Here is an 18,024-nt window from a genome sequence, read left to right on the forward strand (position 1 = left end):
AGAAGTCCGCGGATGCCCGCGGGCTTCTTTTTTATGCGCCGCCGTTCTATGTGTCCAAGCTGAGGCATAAATTGAAACAAGCCTAAATAAGGAGTGGACGGTCCCTTGCGCGTTTCAAATGTAACGGTTCGAAAACGTTTATTACTGGTTTTGCTTTTTGGCGTAATCATTTTTTTGATCATTGACAGCAGATTAGGCTATGTCCAATTTGTGATGGGAGAAAAGCTGACTTCACTGGCTAAGGATTCCTGGAGCCGGAATTTGCCGTTTGAGCCTGAGCGGGGAGAGATTCTTGACCGAAACGGCGTGAAGCTGGCTACTAATAAAAGCGCGCCGACCGTCTTTGTCGTACCGCGCCAGATCCAAAATCCCATCAAAACGGGCAAGCTTCTCGCGTCAGTTTTAAATATGTCGGAAGAGAAGGTCTACAAACACATTACTAAGAAAACCTCCATAGAAAAAATCTCACCCGAGGGGCGGAAAATTTCCAATAAAAAAGCGAAAGAAATCAAAGCGCTCGACTTAAAAGGGGTGTATGTGGCTGAAGACAGCATCCGCCATTATCCGTACGGAAGCTTTTTGTCCCATGTTCTCGGTTTTGCTGGTATTGATAACCAGGGTCTTCTCGGTTTGGAGGCTTATTATGATGATGACTTAAAAGGTGTAAAGGGATCCGTGAAATTTTATACGGATGCCAAGGGGAAGAAAATGCCTGATGAAGCGGATGATTACACCCCTCCGAAAGACGGACTTGATATGAAACTGACGATTGACGCCAAGGTTCAGACGATTATAGAAAGAGAGCTCGACAATGCAGCGGCGAAATATAACCCGGACGGAATGATTGCGGTCGCAATGAATCCGAAAAACGGGGAAGTGCTCGGCATGTCAAGCCGTCCTGATTTTGATCCGGCTGACTATCAATCGGTGGATCCGTCCGTTTACAACCGGAACCTGCCGGTATGGAGCACATATGAACCGGGTTCGACCTTTAAGATTATTACGCTTGCGGCGGCTCTTCAAGAGCAAAAAGTAAACTTGCAAAGAGACCACTTTTATGACAAAGGATTTGCCGAGGTCGACGGCGCCCGCCTCCGATGCTGGAAAAAGGGCGGCCACGGTTCGCAATCTTATCTTGAAGTCGTTCAAAATTCCTGCAACCCCGGGTTTGTACAGCTGGGGGAACGGCTCGGAAAACAAAAGCTGTTTCAATATATTAAGGACTTCGGTTTTGGAAAGAAAACAGGCATTGATCTGCAAGGGGAAGGAACGGGGATCTTATTCCCGCTTGACAGAGTCGGCCCGGTCGAACAGGCGACAACCGCTTTCGGACAAGGGGTTTCCGTCACGCCGATTCAGCAGGTGGCAGCCGTTTCCGCAGCAATAAACGGCGGAACGCTTTATACTCCGTTTATTGCCAAAGAGTGGGTTGATCCCGTTACGAAAAAAACCGTTAAGAAACAATCGCCGATTGCGAAAAGGCAAGTTATTTCCCAGGAAACGTCAAAGCAGATCAGATATGCTTTAGAAAGCGTCGTCGCTCAGGGAACGGGGCGGAATGCCTTTGTGGAAGGATATCGCGTCGGCGGAAAAACAGGTACCGCACAAAAGGTGAAAGACGGCAAATATCTCGAAAACAACCATATCGTCTCCTTTATCGGTTTTGCGCCGGCCGATGACCCGAGCCTTGTCGTGTATGTCGCGGTTGATAATCCGAAAGGCACGATTCAATTCGGGGGAACCGTCGCCGCGCCGATTGTCGGAAATATGATGAGAGACAGTCTGCCTGAGCTCGGCGTGAAACCGCGAAAAAATCAAATCGAGAAAAAATATCAATGGAACGACACAAAAACAATAGAGGTTCCGAATGTTGTAGGGATGTCTGTCTCTGATCTTGAGTCGCTGCTTGTCAATTTGAATATTGACTCCTCAGGAAAAGGAAGCAAAATTGTGAAACAATCACCTGCAGCCGGAACGAAAGTAAAAGAAGGCTCAAAGATCCGTGTTTACTTGAGTGAAGAATGAGTCTTTTTGAGGCAGCCGATTGTTTTCGGCTGCCTCTTATCATAAAGAGAAAAAAAGAAGATAACTTTTAAGATTAACTGGATGTATCCTTTTATTTACGCTAAAATATGAACTGTATGTTTAAAAGCCATTCTGACTTTTATAAACGGTTATCATGATAAAAGAATGAATAGAATTTCTGAGAGGTTTGATACAATGAAACTTACAAAGCTGCTTACATATTTAATGGCCGAACCTGTTCAAAATGACTTTCATGACCCTGACATAACTTCAATTGAGATGGACTCCAGGGAAGTGAGAAAAGGGAGTCTTTTTGTGTGTATAAAAGGGTATACGGTAGACGGACATGATTTTGCCCAAAAAGCCGCAGAAAACGGCGCAGCGGCCATCGTTGCCGAGAAAGAGCTTGACGTCGATGTTCCTGTCATTATTGTCCGCCGGTCACAGCGGGCGCTCAGCGTTCTTTCTGACGCGTTTTACGGGCAGCCGACAAAGCAGCTTCAGCTTATCGGCATCACCGGCACAAACGGCAAAACATCAACGACGCACATGGTTGATGAGATTTTCAAAAAAGCGGGAAGACAGACCGGTTTAATCGGAACGATGTACATTAAAATCGGGGATGAGACATTCCCGGTCAAAAATACAACGCCCGAAAGCGTCACACTGCAAAAAACGTTCAAGAAAATGAATGATGAGCATGTTGACACAGCTATTATGGAAGTGTCTTCTCACGCTCTGTCACTCGGCAGGGTTCACGGCTGCGATTATGATATCGCCGTATTCACGAACCTGACGCAGGACCATTTAGATTATCACAAGACGATGGAAGACTACAGACAGGCTAAAAGCCTCCTGTTTTCCCAGCTGGGCGGCTCCTTTAACCACGAAAAGCCGAAGCGGGCCGTTTTAAACGCAGATGACAAAGCCAGTGCTTATTTTGAAAAAGTGACGGCGGCGCACATCCTTACATACGGAATCGAGAATGATGCCGATGTCATGGCGAAACAAATCGAGATCTCTGCGCAAGGCACAAGCTTTGAACTCGTTACGCCAAAAGGAACAAAGCAGATCACAGTTTCACTCGTCGGCCGCTTCAACGTGTATAACGTACTGGCTGCAGCGGCGACAGCGATCGCAGCGGGTCTGCCGTTTGATACGATCACAAGCGCTCTTGAAGAGCTGCAAGGTGTCAGAGGCCGGTTTGAACTGGTGAATCACAATCAGCCGTTTCCTGTAGTTGTCGATTACGCGCACACGCCTGACAGTCTGGAAAACGTCCTGAATACATGTAAAGACATGACAGAGGGCAAGCTTTTCGTCGTCGTCGGCTGCGGCGGAGACCGGGACAAAACGAAACGCCCGAAAATGGCGGAAATTGCGGTGCGGATTGCCGACGAACCGATTTTCACTTCAGATAACCCGAGAAGCGAGGACCCGCTGGCCATATTAAGAGATATGGAAAGAGGGGTAGAAGGCACTTACTATCACAGTATCGCAAACCGCGAGCAGGCTATCTTTTTTGCCATTGCCAACGCGAAAAAGGGAGATGTGGTTCTGATTGCCGGGAAAGGGCATGAAACCTATCAGCAGATCGGCAATGAAACATTCGACTTTGATGACGCCGAAGTAGCGGGAAGAGCTATTGTTGAGCTGAATAAAAAGTAAAACAGGAAAGAGTGTTAGAATGAGGGAAATGAAAAGAATTACGGGGACACAATGTGAATATGATAAATACGTATGTCGTTTGAACGAAACGGGAGGAGAAAAGAGCAATGCTTGAGCAAGTGATTTTATTTACAATAATAATGGGATTTTTAATCAGTGTTCTGATATCTCCGATTCTTATCCCGTTTTTAAGACGTTTAAAATTCGGCCAAAGTATCAGGGAAGAGGGGCCGAAATCACATATGAAAAAATCAGGGACGCCGACGATGGGCGGGGTCATGATTATTGTATCCATCGCCATTACGGCGATTGTCATGACGCAGAAATTTTCGCATCTGAGCGCGGAAATGTTTCTTCTGCTGTTTGTCACGATCGGATACGGCCTGCTCGGCTTTCTGGATGACTATATTAAAGTAGTAATGAAACGGAATCTCGGATTGACGTCGAAGCAGAAATTGATCGGCCAGATCATTATTGCCATTGTATTTTACGGAGTATATCATTATTGCCATTTTTCAACCGGCATCAGGGTGCCGGGCACACATCTGTCAATCGATCTCGGCTGGGGATACTTTATCCTCGTTCTCTTTATGCTTGTCGGAGGTTCAAATGCCGTCAACCTGACAGACGGTCTGGACGGTCTCTTGTCCGGTACCGCGGCTATCGCATTCGGCGCTTTCGCCATCCTTGCGTGGAACCAGTCACAATATGACGTTGCGATTTTCTCGGTTGCCGTTGTCGGCGCCGTTCTCGGTTTTCTTGTATTCAACGCCCATCCCGCCAAGGTATTTATGGGGGATACCGGTTCGCTTGCGCTCGGAGGAGCGATCGTGACCGTTGCCATTCTGACGAAGCTTGAAATTCTGCTCGTCATTATCGGCGGAGTATTTGTTATTGAGACCTTATCTGTTATCTTACAAGTCATCAGCTTTAAAACGACAGGAAAACGAATCTTTAAGATGAGTCCGCTTCACCACCATTACGAATTGGTCGGATGGTCTGAATGGAGAGTTGTCGTCACATTCTGGACTGCGGGACTGCTGCTTGCCGTTTTAGGAATTTACATCGAGGTGTGGTTATAAGTGGAAAACGAACTTTTTTTGCAAAAACAAAACTTTCTGGTCCTCGGACTGGCGAAAAGCGGATATGCGGCTGCGTCGATTCTTCATGAAAAAGGCATTAACGTCGTCGTGAATGATCAAAAAGCCTTTGAAGAGAACGAACCTGCCCAAAGGCTTGCAGAAAGAGGAATTGAAGTCATCTGCGGTGAGCATCCGACGTCACTTTTTGATCAGCATCACATTACCATTCTGATCAAAAATCCCGGAATCCCGTATGAAAATATCATGGTGGAGGAAGCACAAAGAAGAGGCATCCCGGTCTGGACGGAAATCGAGCTTGCGTATTATATCACCAATGCAAAATTCATCGGCATTACAGGTTCAAACGGGAAAACAACAACGACGACCCTGATTTATGAAATGCTGAAAGCTGATTCGATAAAGACGCTGATCGCAGGGAATATCGGCACTGTCGCCAGTGAAGTGGCTTATCATGCTGACGGTGATGAATGGATCGTCACAGAGCTTTCTTCGTTCCAGCTGATGGGGACTCATGCATTCAGACCTGAAATCGGCCTGATTTTAAATGTGTTCGACGCTCATTTGGATTACCATCACAGCCGTGAAAACTATGAAAAAGCCAAGCAGAACGTGTATCTTCATCAGCTTGAGAGTGATACGGCCATCGTGAATCAGAGCGATGAAACAGTCGTGCGGCTTGCCGAAAGCGGAAAAGCCGGCACCGTTCCGTTTTCAGTTCACCAGGAACTGTCAAGCGGCGCATTCATTAAAGACGGAATGCTGATGTTCGGCGATGAAGCGATTCTGCCTGTTGATGACATCGTACTGCCGGGCGCGCACAATTTAGAAAATATTTTAGCCGCTGTAGCCGCGGCAAAAACGGCGGGCGCGTCTAATAAAGCGATTCAGAAGGTGCTGACAAGCTTTACCGGTGTCAAACACCGTCTGCAGTATGTAACTGCGATCCAGAATCGTAGATTTTATAATGACAGCAAAGCGACGAATATTTTGGCCACAAGCAAAGCGCTCTCCGCGTTCAAAGCACCGGTTATTCTGCTTGCAGGCGGACTGGACCGCGGCAACGGTTTTGACGACCTGAAACCGTATATGGACAATGTCAAAGCGGTCCTGACGTTCGGACAGACAGCGCCGAAGATAGAAAAACTGGGCAATGAGCTGGGAATACAACATGTCAAACGTGTCGATAATGTTGAACAAGCAGTATCTGCGGCGTTTGCGCTCTCAAATGAAGGAGACGTCATCCTCTTGTCACCCGCGTGTGCAAGCTGGGATCAGTTCAAAACATTTGAAGAACGCGGTGACATGTTTATAGATGCCGTGCATATGCTTAAGTAAGGGCTTGTCTCTGTTCATCGGCAGCCCTAAATGACTTATGCTTGGGGTGTCGATTGCTTTGACTACTAAAAAAACAGCGCCTGATTTGTTATTAGTTATCATTACGTTATTGCTTTTAACAATAGGATTAATTATGGTCTACAGTGCAAGTGCGGTATGGGCGGATTATAAATTTGACGACTCGTTTTTCTTCGCGAAACGGCAGCTGCTGTTTGCGGGGATCGGCGTCATTGCCATGTTTTTCATTATGAATGTGGATTATTGGACATGGCGCACATGGTCGAAGCTGCTTCTGATCATTTGTTTTTTTCTGCTTGTGCTTGTGCTGATTCCGGGAGTCGGAATGGTGCGGAACGGTTCAAGAAGCTGGATCGGAGTGGGAGCGTTCAGCATTCAGCCTTCGGAGTTTATGAAACTGGCGATGATTGCGTTTCTGGCTAAATTTCTTTCTGAAAAACAGAAGAATATTACGTCATTCAGACGCGGATTCGTTCCCGCGCTCGGAATCGTGTTTTCTGCATTTATTATTATTATGTGCCAGCCAGACCTGGGAACGGGGACGGTAATGGTGGGCACGTGCATCGTGATGATTTTTGTTTCCGGTGCGCGAATCGCTCATTTTGCGTTCCTCGGACTCATCGGTTTAAGCGGATTTGCGGCGCTAGTTCTGTCCGCTCCTTATCGGATTAAACGGATTACCTCTTACTTAAACCCGTGGGAGGATCCGCTTGGAAGCGGATTTCAGATCATTCAGTCGCTCTATGCCGTAGGTCCGGGCGGACTGTTCGGGATGGGGCTCGGCCAAAGCCGGCAAAAGTTTTTTTACCTGCCGGAGCCGCAAACCGATTTCATTTTTGCTATTTTATCTGAGGAACTCGGCTTTATCGGCGGTTCGCTCATATTGCTGCTGTTCACTATTTTATTATGGCGGGGCGTCAGGATTGCCCTCGGCGCGCCGGATTTATACGGAAGCTTTGTCGCCATCGGTATTATTTCTATGATAGCTATTCAAGTCATGATTAATATCGGCGTTGTGACGGGGCTGATCCCGGTAACAGGAATTACGCTGCCGTTTTTAAGCTACGGAGGCTCATCACTGACGCTGATGCTCGCAGCGGTCGGCGTGCTTTTAAATGTCAGCCGGTACTCGAGGTATTGATCTGTATCTTACCTCATCACTCATGATTTATTCGTTATCTATAAAAAAACAGACAACATCAATAACCCTGTCCTAAAAAACAGGGTTATCGCTATGTGATTAAGGGGGACATACGAATGCGTATTGCAGTAAGCGGAGGCGGAACCGGAGGACATATTTATCCGGCCCTGGCCTTTATTAAAGAAGTTCAGCGCCGGCATCCGGATGTGGAATTTTTGTATATCGGAACAGAGAACGGTCTTGAGAAAAAAATTGTTGAACGGGAAAATATTCCGTTCCGCGCCATTGAAATTACAGGTTTCAAACGAAAACTTTCTTTTGAAAATGTAAAAACCGTCATGCGCTTCTTAAAAGGCGTGAAGAAAAGCAAATCATATTTAAAAGAGTTTAAACCAGATGCCGTTATCGGTACAGGCGGCTATGTATGCGGTCCGGTCGTATACGCGGCGGCAAAAATGGGAATTCCGACGATCATTCATGAGCAAAACAGCCTGCCCGGCATCACAAATAAGTTTCTCTCGAAATATGTTAATAAGGTAGCAATTTGCTTTGAAGAGGCAAAATCGCATTTTCCTGCTGAAAAAGTTGTGTTTACGGGAAACCCGAGAGCCTCTGAAGTCGTCTCAATTAAGACAGGCCGCTCATTAACTGAGTTCGGGCTGAAAGACAATCAAAAAACGGTGCTCATTTTCGGCGGAAGCAGAGGCGCGGCTCCCATTAACCGTGCCGTTATAGATATGCAGGAAGAATTGAAAACGAGACCTTACCAAGTGCTTTATATTACCGGGGAAGTGCATTACGAGAAGGTAACGGCTGAGCTGAAAGGCGGAAAAGCCGCTGATAATATGGTGACAAAACCGTTTTTGCACCAAATGCCGGAGTACTTACAATCAATTGATGTCATTGTGGCCAGAGCCGGAGCGACGACGATTGCGGAAATCACCGCTCTCGGCATTCCGAGCGTGCTTATTCCGAGCCCGTATGTGACAGCCAATCACCAGGAAGTCAATGCGAAGGCGCTCAGCCAGCATGACGCTGCAATCGTACTGAAGGAAACCGAGCTCAGCGGAGAAAAACTGATCGCTGCGCTGGACAAAATCGTCATGAATGAAGAAACCTTAAAGGACATGAGTGAGCGGACAAAATCACTCGGTGTTCCGGATGCGGCAGCCAGACTGTACAGTATCATGGAAGACATAAAAAAATAGAGCAAATGGAATGCGGAGGTTTATGATGGAGAACGTAATTCAGGAATTAAGAGACCGCGAAGTCGGCAAAGTGCTGGAACAAGAACCGCTCGCGAACCATACAACGATGAAAATCGGCGGTCCGGCGGACATTTTAATCATCCCCAACCGTGTGGAAGCGGTCAAAGATATTATGGATATTGTGAAGATACATGATCTGCCATGGACGGTTATCGGCCGCGGTTCAAATCTGCTCGTGCTTGATGAAGGCATAAGAGGAGTTGTCATCAAGCTGGGAGCGGGTCTGGATCATTTGGAGATTGACGGTGATCAGGTGACGGTCGGAGGCGGCTATTCGGTCGTCCGGCTTGCGACTTCCATGAGTAAAAAAGGAATGTCCGGTCTCGAATTTGCAGCGGGCATTCCCGGATCAATCGGCGGAGCCGTCTATATGAATGCCGGGGCGCACGGATCTGATATGAGTGAGATTCTTGTGAAAGCCCGTATCTTATTTGAAGACGGCACAATCGAATGGCTGACGAACGAAGAGATGGGTTTCAGCTACAGAACGTCTGTTTTGCAGAAAAAACGCCCCGGCGTCTGTCTCGAGGCAGTTCTTCAGCTTGAGCAAAAGGAACGGGAAGCCATTACGGCGCAAATGCAGCAGAACAAAGATTACAGAAAAAACACTCAGCCGTATTCAAGCCCATGCGCCGGGAGCATATTCAGAAATCCGCTGCCGGATCATGCCGGAAACCTCGTTGAAAAAGCGGGATTAAAAGGACATCAGATCGGCGGAGCGAAAGTGTCCGAAATGCACGGGAATTTTATCGTCAATGCCGGCGGAGCGACTGCCAAGGACGTTCTTGACCTGATTGAATATGTGAAAAAGACAATCCGTGAGCAGTATGATGTTGACATGCATACAGAAGTTGAAATCATCGGAGGGAATCGTTAAAAGGTTCTCTGATTACATGAGCTCATGTGATATACTTTTAACAAATGTCAAACGGCATCACAGCATGCCGTTTGTTTTTCAATCAGACGAATGTCAAGCTGTTTCATTCTTAGTGAGGTGGACAGGCAGTGAACCCAAATCATGAAAGAGAAAAAATCGTAAATATTGAAGAGCGGATTCCGAAAATCAAAGAGCAGCGGAAACAAAAAGCAAACCGCCGGCTGATTTCATTCATTGTGCTCTTTTTTATGATGGTGCTGATCATCGTGTACTTGCAGATGCCGATCAGCAAAGTGTCTTCTGTCACCGTTTCCGGAAACGAAAACGTGTCTGTAAAAGAGATCAACGCGCTTTCTGATATACATAACGGACAAACCGAGTTCTGGAGTCTGAACAAGAAACAAACAGAAGAAAAGATTGAGCAGAATAAGCTGGTGAAAAAGGCGGAACTTTCAAAAGTATTTCCTAACAAAGTCAGCATTCACATTGAAGAATACAAGACGATCGCGTATCTGCAGCGACATGATGTATATTATGAAGTGCTCGAAAACGGCACTGTGCTGCCGAACGAAGTCACGCCGGATGACGCGGGCCCGATTTTGGTTGACTGGACAAACGCGAAAAAGCGGGTCAAAATGGCGGAGCAGCTTGATAAGCTTTCCGGTTCGCTAAAGCAGTCGATTTCTGAAATCTATTATACACCGGCAAAAATGGATCAGGACCGGATCAAGCTGTATATGAACGACGGGTATGTAGTTACCGCTTCTATTAAAACGTTTGCCGGCCGGATGAAGACCTATCCTTCTATCGTTTCCCAGCTGGACGGCGGGAAAAAGGGGATTATCCACTTAGAAGTCGCTACATATTTTGAAGAATTTAACAAAGGTAAATCCGGCAAGAAAAAAGAAAATGATTAATAGTTCTAAAGAACTAATTTAAAGGTGATTCAAAAGAATCTATTACAATCAGCAGGGCAGCCGATATAACCGATAGCGGAATCATTATGACTATGTTTGTTTTTGCCCGGGATATGGCTGCCGGACAAGCGGAAAATTCTCAATGCAATGGGCGTGTCTTCTGCAATGAGCATTGCATTTGGAATTTTCCTCCTGTTTCTTCTTTTTTCGGATGTTTCTGGAAATATCTATAGCTTTTCTGGAGGTTCATCTTAGTGTAGACTAATGGAAAGCGGGTATATTTGCATCTGGTTTGCACAGTATGGCACCGTGACAGGAAATCTTACGGTAAGGTGGGCCTTCTCTAAAAAAAATAAAAAAAATACGATATAAAAGAGGATATACATAGAATATAACGAATAGTTTCATTAAACATAAATTGTGAGAAATCAGATAAGAATTTGTTGATGCTGTTGTTTTTGTTACACACTTGTAAAGCCACATTCATTGTATTGTTGTTCCGCAAATAATAGAATAGAATTTGATCGAAATGTGAGGAGGTGCCATAGAATGAACAACAATGAACTTTACGTCAGTCTTGACATCGGTACGTCCAATACAAAAGTGATCGTCGGAGAAATGACAGATGATTCCCTTAACATTATCGGAGTGGGAAATGTACCGTCTGAAGGGTTGAAAAAAGGCTCAATCGTTGATATAGATGAAACCGTTCATTCTATAAGAAAAGCGTTTGACCAAGCTGAAAGAATGGTAGGTTTTCCGCTGAAAAAAGCCATTGTCGGCGTTAATGGAAATTATATTCATATTCAAGATACGAACGGCGTTGTCGCTGTTTCCAGTGAAAACAAAGAAATTCACGTTGAAGACGTCCGCAGGGTAATGGAAGCGGCACAGGTCGTGTCAGTTCCGCATGAGCAGCTGATCGTAGACGTCGTTCCGAAACAGTTTATCGTTGACGGAAGAGACGAAATTACCGATCCGAAAAAAATGCTCGGCGTGCGCCTGGAAGTAGAAGGCACGCTGATTACCGGCTCCAAAACGATCTTACATAACTTACTTCGCTGTGTGGAGAGAGCGGGCGTTGAAATTACTGATATTTGCCTGCAGCCGCTTGCGGCCGGTTCGGCGGCTTTGTCAAAAGACGAAAAAAACCTCGGAGTCGCCATGATTGATATCGGCGGCGGCTCGACGACGGTGGCGGTATTTGAACAGGGGCACCTGAAGGAGACAGCCGTCATTCCGCTCGGAGGCGAAAACATCACGAAAGATGTATCGATCGGATTGCGCACTTCCACCGAAGAGGCTGAAAGAGTAAAAAAACAATTCGGACATGCATTCTACGATGAGGCTTCAGAAGATGAAGTATTTGAAGTCACCGTCATAGGAACGAATCAAAAGCAATCTTTTACACAGCAGGAAATTGCTAATATTATTGAAGCAAGAGTGGAAGAGATTCTTGAGATTGCCGCAGCTGAAATTGAGCATATGGGAATTACAGATCTGCCCGGCGGCTTTGTGCTGACCGGCGGACAGGCCGCAATGCCCGGAGTGCTTTCATTGGCACAGGAAGTGCTGAGGCACAATGTAAGGGTCGCAAGCCCGAATTATATCGGTGTAAGAGACCCTCAGTATATGACGGGTGTCGGCTTGATACAATTTGCCTGCCGAAATGCCAGAATTCAGGGAAGAAAAATAGGCTTTCATATGCCGGAAGAAGCCGTGCAGGAAATCGCGGTCTCTCACGAAGAAGAACATCATCAGCGGCCAGAGGCGCAGCAGCGTCCAAAAGCAAAACAAAAAACACAAGCCGAACACAACAAACCGAGCAAAATGAAAAAACTATTAAGCATGTTTTGGGAATAGATTGATAGTCATTCGGCAGATTAGGAGGATTTAGCATGTTGGATTTCGAAACAAACATAGACGGCTTAGCATCAATTAAAGTAATCGGAGTAGGAGGCGGCGGTAATAACGCGGTCAACCGAATGATTGAAAATGAAGTGCAGGGTGTAGAGTACATTGCGGTAAACACGGACGCGCAAGCTCTTAACCTGTCAAAAGCGGAAGTGAAAATGCAGATCGGGGAAAAGCTGACCCGCGGTCTCGGAGCGGGAGCGAATCCGGAAGTCGGCAAAAAAGCCGCTGAAGAAAGTAAGGAACAAATCGAAGAAGCGCTAAAAGGTGCTGACATGGTGTTCGTTACAGCCGGAATGGGAGGCGGTACCGGAACGGGAGCCGCACCGGTTATCGCGCAAATCGCAAAGGACTTAGGCGCTTTGACTGTCGGTGTCGTAACAAGACCGTTTACATTTGAAGGAAGAAAACGTCAGCTGCAGGCTGCAGGCGGTATCACGGCAATGAAAGAAGCCGTTGACACACTGATCGTTATTCCGAATGACCGCATTCTTGAAATCGTCGATAAAAACACACCGATGCTTGAAGCATTCCGTGAAGCTGATAACGTGCTTCGCCAAGGGGTGCAAGGTATCTCTGACCTCATCGCGACGCCTGGTTTAATCAACTTGGACTTTGCCGATGTCAAAACCATCATGTCCAACAAAGGTTCAGCATTGATGGGTATCGGGATCGCTACGGGCGAAAGCCGCGCTGCTGAAGCCGCCAAAAAGGCGATCTCCAGTCCGTTACTGGAAGCGGCAATCGACGGAGCGCAAGGTGTTTTGATGAACATTACGGGAGGTACAAACCTGAGCCTCTACGAAGTGCAGGAAGCAGCCGACATCGTCGCTTCTGCATCTGACCCTGATGTCAACATGATTTTCGGTTCAGTTATCAATGAAAATCTGAAAGATGAAATCGTCGTCACCGTTATTGCGACCGGTTTTATCGAACAGGAAAAAGATGACTCAAAACCGCAGCGTCCGACTTTAAACCAAGGATTGAAGTCTCAAAGCCAAAACGCTGCGAAACGTGAGCCGAAACGAGAAGAAACACAGCATCAAAACACGGTGAACCGCCATACATCACAGCCGGCGGATGATGCCCTCGACATTCCTACATTTTTAAGAAACCGCAACAAACGCGGCTGATGTAAAAAAGGACAAGACCACATGGTTTTGTCCTTTTTCTTTTGTGCACAGTCTTCCTTCCTATCCCCATGATCTATACAGTGAAAAAAGAAACTTTATACCTATGACGAATTGATTGTTTTTTAATTTCATACGGCTTTCTACAGAATGTGACAATATCTGGATGGAAGATTGTCTACATTTAACGTACAGCATCGAAATGACAAACGATTCCAATTATGAAGGAGGGATACACATTTTATAGGCGTTACCAAATAAGGGGGGATACGATTGAAGAAAAAAACAAGAAACAGATGGACAGGCTCCGTTTTAAGCGCGATTGTCGTCAGTTCCCTGTTGTTTCCGGGTGCAGCCGGAGCGAACAGCACACCGGGGGCAGTTTCTTTCACCAAAGATCTTTCTTCCTCTAAGAGCATTCAGCATAAGATTTCCGATTCAGTCAAGAAGCGTTTTGAAAAAAATGATAAAGTCACGTTTCTTATCAAATTTAAAGAGAAAGCCAATACGAAAAAAGCGGTCAAAGAAGCAGAAAAAAACGCCAAGTCTCAATCGCTTTCCGCAGCAAAAACCGAATATCAAAAGCGGTCAGCCGTCGTTTCTTCTTTAAAACTGGCGGCTCATGATGCGCAGCAGAATCTGAAAACATATTTGGAAAAACAAAAAAAGAAAGGCAAGGCTGATCACATCCATTCCTATTATATTGTCAACGGAATGGCAGTCACTGCTTCGAAAGAGGTAATGGAAAAAGCCGCCTCATTTCCTGAAGTAGAAAAAGTTCTTCCGAATGAAAAACGTCAGCTTACTCAACGACAATCAAAAGCTCCTTTTCAAATGAAGAAAAAACAAAAAGAGATCAAAGCAAAGGAAGGCATCGAATGGAATATCAGCCAAATTGATGCGCCGCAGGCCTGGGCCTCAGGATACGACGGAACCGGCACGGTTGTCGCCTCCATTGATACGGGAGTTCAGTGGGATCATCCGGCGCTTAAAGAAAAATACCGGGGTTACGATCCTGAAAATCCCGCAGCGCCGAATCATGAAATGAACTGGTATGATGCCGTGTCCCATAAAGACGCTCCCTACGATGATCTTGAACACGGCACTCATGTAACAGGGACCATGACGGGTTCAGAACCTGACGGCTCAAATCAAATCGGTGTGGCTCCGGGGGCGAAATGGATCGCAGTAAAAGCATTTTCAGATGACGGAGGAACCGATGCCGATATTTTGGATGCCGGTGAATGGGTGCTCGCGCCTAAAGATAAAAACGGCACGCCCCATCCCGAGATGGCGCCGGATGTTGTTAATAATTCCTGGGCAGGCGGTTCGGGAATGGACGAGTGGTACCGCGATATGGTGAATGCGTGGAGAGCGGCAGGGATTTTTCCGGAATTCTCTGCGGGAAATGAAGACTTATTTACACCGGGAGGACCGGGGTCAATCGCAAATCCGGCCAATTATCCTGAAGCATTTGCGACAGGTGCGACTGACATCGACAAGAAACTCGCTGATTTCTCACTTCAAGGCCCCTCACCGTATCATGAAACAAAACCGGACATTTCGGCTCCGGGAGTGAATATCCGTTCTTCGATTCCTGGAGGAACATACGAAGGCGGCTGGGACGGAACTTCAATGGCCGGGCCGCATGTGGCGGCGACGGCGGCTTTGTTAAGGCAGGCGAACGCCTCTATTACGGTCGATGAAATGGAAGACGTTTTGACGCGCACCGCCGAAAAGCTGACAGATTCCGTTTTTCCGGAATCACCGAATAACGGTTACGGCCACGGTCTCGTTAACGCTTTTGATGCCGTTTCTGCCGTAACGGACGGAATCGGAAGCGTAGAAGGCAAGGTCTCTTCTGCGGGCGAAGATCACAATCCGCCCAGCTTTCACCATGAACCGGTCTCAGCGGCTTACAAAGGGGCAAACCTTCCGTTAACGGTTACAGCAGAAGACGATGTAAGCGTAACTGAAGTCATCCTTTCCTATCAGTTTGATGAAGGAGAGTGGAAAACGACAGCCGCCGTTCAAAAAAGCGGTGATGAAAAAAAGGGAACATACCAGGCGGAAATTCCGGATGTAACGGGAAGCAAGATAAGTTATAAATGGACCATAAAAGATTTCGGAGGCCATTCTGTAGAATCTGATACGTACCGGGCTGACGTGAAACCGAGCATTACGGCGGGATACAAAGAGGATTTTGAATCACAGCCGGCGGGCTGGTCCAGTTACGGGACACATGACCAATGGGAATGGGGTATCCCGGGTTCAGGGCCCGGCACCGCATTTTCCGGAGATAAAGTGTATGCGACGAATCTGTCCGGCCCTTATGCCGATTCAGCCAACATGAATTTGGTGATGCCTCCGATTCAAGTTCCGGAAACAGGACGGCTGTTTTTGCAATTTAAAAGCTGGCACAAGCTCGAAGAATTTTTTGATTACGGGTATGTGTTCGTTCTTCCGGAAGGAAAATCACATTGGGAGCAGGCGGCCGTTTACAATGGTGACTCCGCAGGATGGAACGATGAAGAGGCAGATTTATCTGCGTATAAAGGCCAAAACATAAAGCTCATGTTTAATATGCAGTCAGACGAAGTACTCAATGAAGACGGATGGTATATCGATGATGTCCGGCTTTCAAGCAGCCCTCTCGGCAAGGCGGCTAAAAAAAGTAAACACAATAGACAAACACCTCCCGGCCACCTGAAGAAAAAAGCAGTCAGTCCGAAACAGGCCAAACCGGCAGTGAAATCACCCGGAAAAAGAGTAAAACGTGAAACAAACCTCCTGCCTCTCAGAGCGCAAATCAGTGTCGCCGAGACGGGGAAATCCGTATATTCCGACCCTGCAAGCGGAAGCTACAGCCTGTCGCATAAGGCGGGAAGCTATACGCTGAAAGCCGAGGCTTACGGATTTAAGTCCGCTTCGAAACAAGTTTCTATTCAATCAGACAAAACCGCACAGGCAGACTTTACACTGGAGCAAATGCCGTCCGGCACGCTAAAAGGAACCATCACCAATCAGTCAACAGGCGAACCGGTAAAAGGGGCTGCGCTTTATGTGGCTGAGGATGCCGCAATTGAACCGGCGGTGACAAACGATAAAGGGGAATATTCGCTTAAGGCGTACGAAGGCTCCTACACAATCAAAGTAGCGGCAAAAGGCTTTTACAATAGCGAATTTTCCGTTGACATCAAAGGAGATGCTGAAAAAAACGTCAAGCTTAAGCCGTATATCGGTTATGAAGGGGAAATTGCCTATGATAACGGAACGGAAGAAGCCGCGCTGTCATATTTTAAAGCCGGCAGCAAATCTGCCGTTAAGATGACGCTCAAAGACGGAAAAGAACACGGTATGCTGACGGGAGGCCTTTTTAAATTTTGGGGCGCCGACTGGCCTGATCCGGGCGGTACCGAATTTCAAGCAGAAGTATATGATGCATCCGGCCCTGATGGAGCTCCGGGCAGCAAAATTGCCGGCCCGTTCCAAGCTGAAGCGCTTCGAAACGGCGAATGGACCAAAGTGGATCTCAGCTCAAAAGGAATCGCGGTCGGAAAGGATTTTTATCTTGTGTTCCGCCAGACGAAACCCGATCCTTATACACCTGCCCTGTCATCTGATGACGGCAGTCCGTACTCGAACAGAAACTGGCAATACCTCGACGGCCGCTGGTCTAAAACCGATAAATCAGACGGAAACTTTATGATCAGGGCTTTGGTCGACTACGAAGCTTCTGTGCCTGACATAACGTCGCCTGAAGACCGGTCATTTACAAACAAGAAGTCAATCACGGTGAAAGGAACGGCTTCACCAAAAACCGCTGTCCGTCTTACCAATAACGGTAAAACCGCCGCAGAAACGAAAGCAGATGCAGACGGCAATTTCCAGGCCGGCGTCACACTCACTGAAGATGCCAATCGGCTGACGGCGGCATCTGTGACAGACAGCGGGTCAACCGATGAGTCAAGCCCTGTCACGGTCATACTGGATGAGGATAAGCCGGATGTGACGATTGACAGTCCGGCAAACGGTGATAAAACAAATAAAGAAGCAGTGACCGTAAAAGGAAAAGTGCACGACGCCCATTTAAAATGGGTAAAGGTGAACGAAAAAAAAGCTGAAGTAAATAACGGTTCTTATCAAGCGAGAACCCTTCTGGAAAACGGCAGCAATGAGATCAAGGTCACGGCCTCAGATGAAGCGGGTAACAAAACAACGAAAAAGACGGTAATCGATGTCAATTACAATGCTCCCGTCATTTCCGGATTGGTTCCCGGAGCGGATAAGGAATTAAAAGCCGGAGAATCAGTGAAAATCGCTTTTTCAAGCGGAAAGAAATTAGACGCTTCCTTCGTTATCCGTCTGCCTCTGACAAACGCCCGGGCAGGGAGCCAAAACGCAACAGAGCTTCCGCTGAGAGAAATTTCTCCGGGACGATATGAGAGTTACTGGACGGCGACTTCTTCCATCAAAGCAAGCGGAGCAAAAATTGACGTTATCGCTAGAGATGACTACGGAAATGAAACGAGACAGACGGCTAAAGGAAAACTTTATATCAATGAGTAAAAACAGAGCGCTGCCAGATCACGGCAGCGCTTTTTTAGTTGAAGCGGACAATAGGAAAT

At 46.9% G+C, this 18,024-nt stretch carries 11 protein-coding genes; all 11 read left to right on the forward strand.

Going from position 1 to position 18,024, the window contains the following annotated elements:
- Window positions 1-105 precede the first annotated feature (105 nt).
- The 11 genes from NYE36_RS08120 to NYE36_RS08170 all read left to right on the forward strand — a co-directional run bounded on the left by NYE36_RS08120 (window position 106) and on the right by NYE36_RS08170 (window position 17,965).
- Window positions 106-2,025 carry a stage V sporulation protein D gene (locus tag NYE36_RS08120; RefSeq protein WP_003154438.1) on the forward strand — a complete coding sequence of 640 codons (1,920 nt, stop codon included), beginning with the start codon at window positions 106-108 and terminating at the stop codon, window positions 2,023-2,025.
- 195 nt (window positions 2,026-2,220) lie between these two features.
- Complete coding sequence (locus NYE36_RS08125) at window positions 2,221-3,693, forward strand: UDP-N-acetylmuramoyl-L-alanyl-D-glutamate--2,6-diaminopimelate ligase (RefSeq protein WP_003154436.1); 1,473 nt, start codon at window positions 2,221-2,223, stop codon at window positions 3,691-3,693.
- Between the two features lie 107 nt (window positions 3,694-3,800).
- Window positions 3,801-4,775, forward strand: a complete 975-nt coding sequence (gene mraY, locus NYE36_RS08130; RefSeq protein WP_007409707.1) for a phospho-N-acetylmuramoyl-pentapeptide-transferase — start codon at window positions 3,801-3,803, stop codon at window positions 4,773-4,775.
- Window positions 4,776-6,131, forward strand: a complete 1,356-nt coding sequence (gene murD, locus NYE36_RS08135; RefSeq protein ID WP_015239817.1) for a UDP-N-acetylmuramoyl-L-alanine--D-glutamate ligase — start codon at window positions 4,776-4,778, stop codon at window positions 6,129-6,131.
- A gap of 58 nt (window positions 6,132-6,189) precedes the next feature.
- Window positions 6,190-7,290, forward strand: coding sequence for a stage V sporulation protein E (gene spoVE / locus NYE36_RS08140; protein ID WP_015239818.1), 1,101 nt, complete (start codon window positions 6,190-6,192; stop codon window positions 7,288-7,290).
- A gap of 116 nt (window positions 7,291-7,406) precedes the next feature.
- Window positions 7,407-8,498: an undecaprenyldiphospho-muramoylpentapeptide beta-N-acetylglucosaminyltransferase gene (murG, locus tag NYE36_RS08145; RefSeq protein WP_003154428.1), complete on the forward strand. Its 1,092-nt coding sequence runs from the start codon at window positions 7,407-7,409 to the stop codon at window positions 8,496-8,498.
- Between the two features lie 25 nt (window positions 8,499-8,523).
- Entirely contained in the window at window positions 8,524-9,435 is a 912-nt protein-coding gene (murB, locus tag NYE36_RS08150; protein WP_015239819.1) for a UDP-N-acetylmuramate dehydrogenase, read from the forward strand.
- A gap of 128 nt (window positions 9,436-9,563) precedes the next feature.
- A complete protein-coding gene (locus NYE36_RS08155; RefSeq protein WP_015239820.1) occupies window positions 9,564-10,352 on the forward strand; it encodes a cell division protein FtsQ/DivIB in 789 nt (262 codons plus the stop codon).
- A gap of 549 nt (window positions 10,353-10,901) precedes the next feature.
- Window positions 10,902-12,215, forward strand: coding sequence for a cell division protein FtsA (gene ftsA, locus NYE36_RS08160; RefSeq protein ID WP_003154425.1), 1,314 nt, complete (start codon window positions 10,902-10,904; stop codon window positions 12,213-12,215).
- A 35-nt stretch (window positions 12,216-12,250) separates the two neighbouring features.
- Window positions 12,251-13,399 carry a cell division protein FtsZ gene (gene ftsZ, locus NYE36_RS08165; protein WP_003154424.1) on the forward strand — a complete coding sequence of 383 codons (1,149 nt, stop codon included), beginning with the start codon at window positions 12,251-12,253 and terminating at the stop codon, window positions 13,397-13,399.
- Between the two features lie 270 nt (window positions 13,400-13,669).
- Window positions 13,670-17,965, forward strand: a complete 4,296-nt coding sequence (locus NYE36_RS08170; RefSeq protein ID WP_069007001.1) for a S8 family peptidase — start codon at window positions 13,670-13,672, stop codon at window positions 17,963-17,965.
- Window positions 17,966-18,024 lie beyond the last annotated feature (59 nt).

Origin of the sequence: Bacillus sp. FSL R5-0593 (genome assembly GCF_038603755.1) — a bacterium.
In the GTDB taxonomy this organism is placed as follows: domain Bacteria; phylum Bacillota; class Bacilli; order Bacillales; family Bacillaceae; genus Bacillus; species Bacillus velezensis.

Excerpts from the sequence above, each read along its gene's own strand:
- NYE36_RS08125 (WP_003154436.1), top strand. The coding sequence starts at position 2,221 with ATGAAACTTACAAAGCTGCTTACATATTTAATGGCCGAACCTGTTCAA.
- mraY (WP_007409707.1), top strand. The coding sequence starts at position 3,801 with ATGCTTGAGCAAGTGATTTTATTTACAATAATAATGGGATTTTTAATC.
- murG (WP_003154428.1), top strand. The coding sequence starts at position 7,407 with ATGCGTATTGCAGTAAGCGGAGGCGGAACCGGAGGACATATTTATCCG.
- murB (WP_015239819.1), top strand. The coding sequence starts at position 8,524 with ATGGAGAACGTAATTCAGGAATTAAGAGACCGCGAAGTCGGCAAAGTG.
- ftsA (WP_003154425.1), top strand. The coding sequence starts at position 10,902 with ATGAACAACAATGAACTTTACGTCAGTCTTGACATCGGTACGTCCAAT.
- ftsZ (WP_003154424.1), top strand. The coding sequence starts at position 12,251 with ATGTTGGATTTCGAAACAAACATAGACGGCTTAGCATCAATTAAAGTA.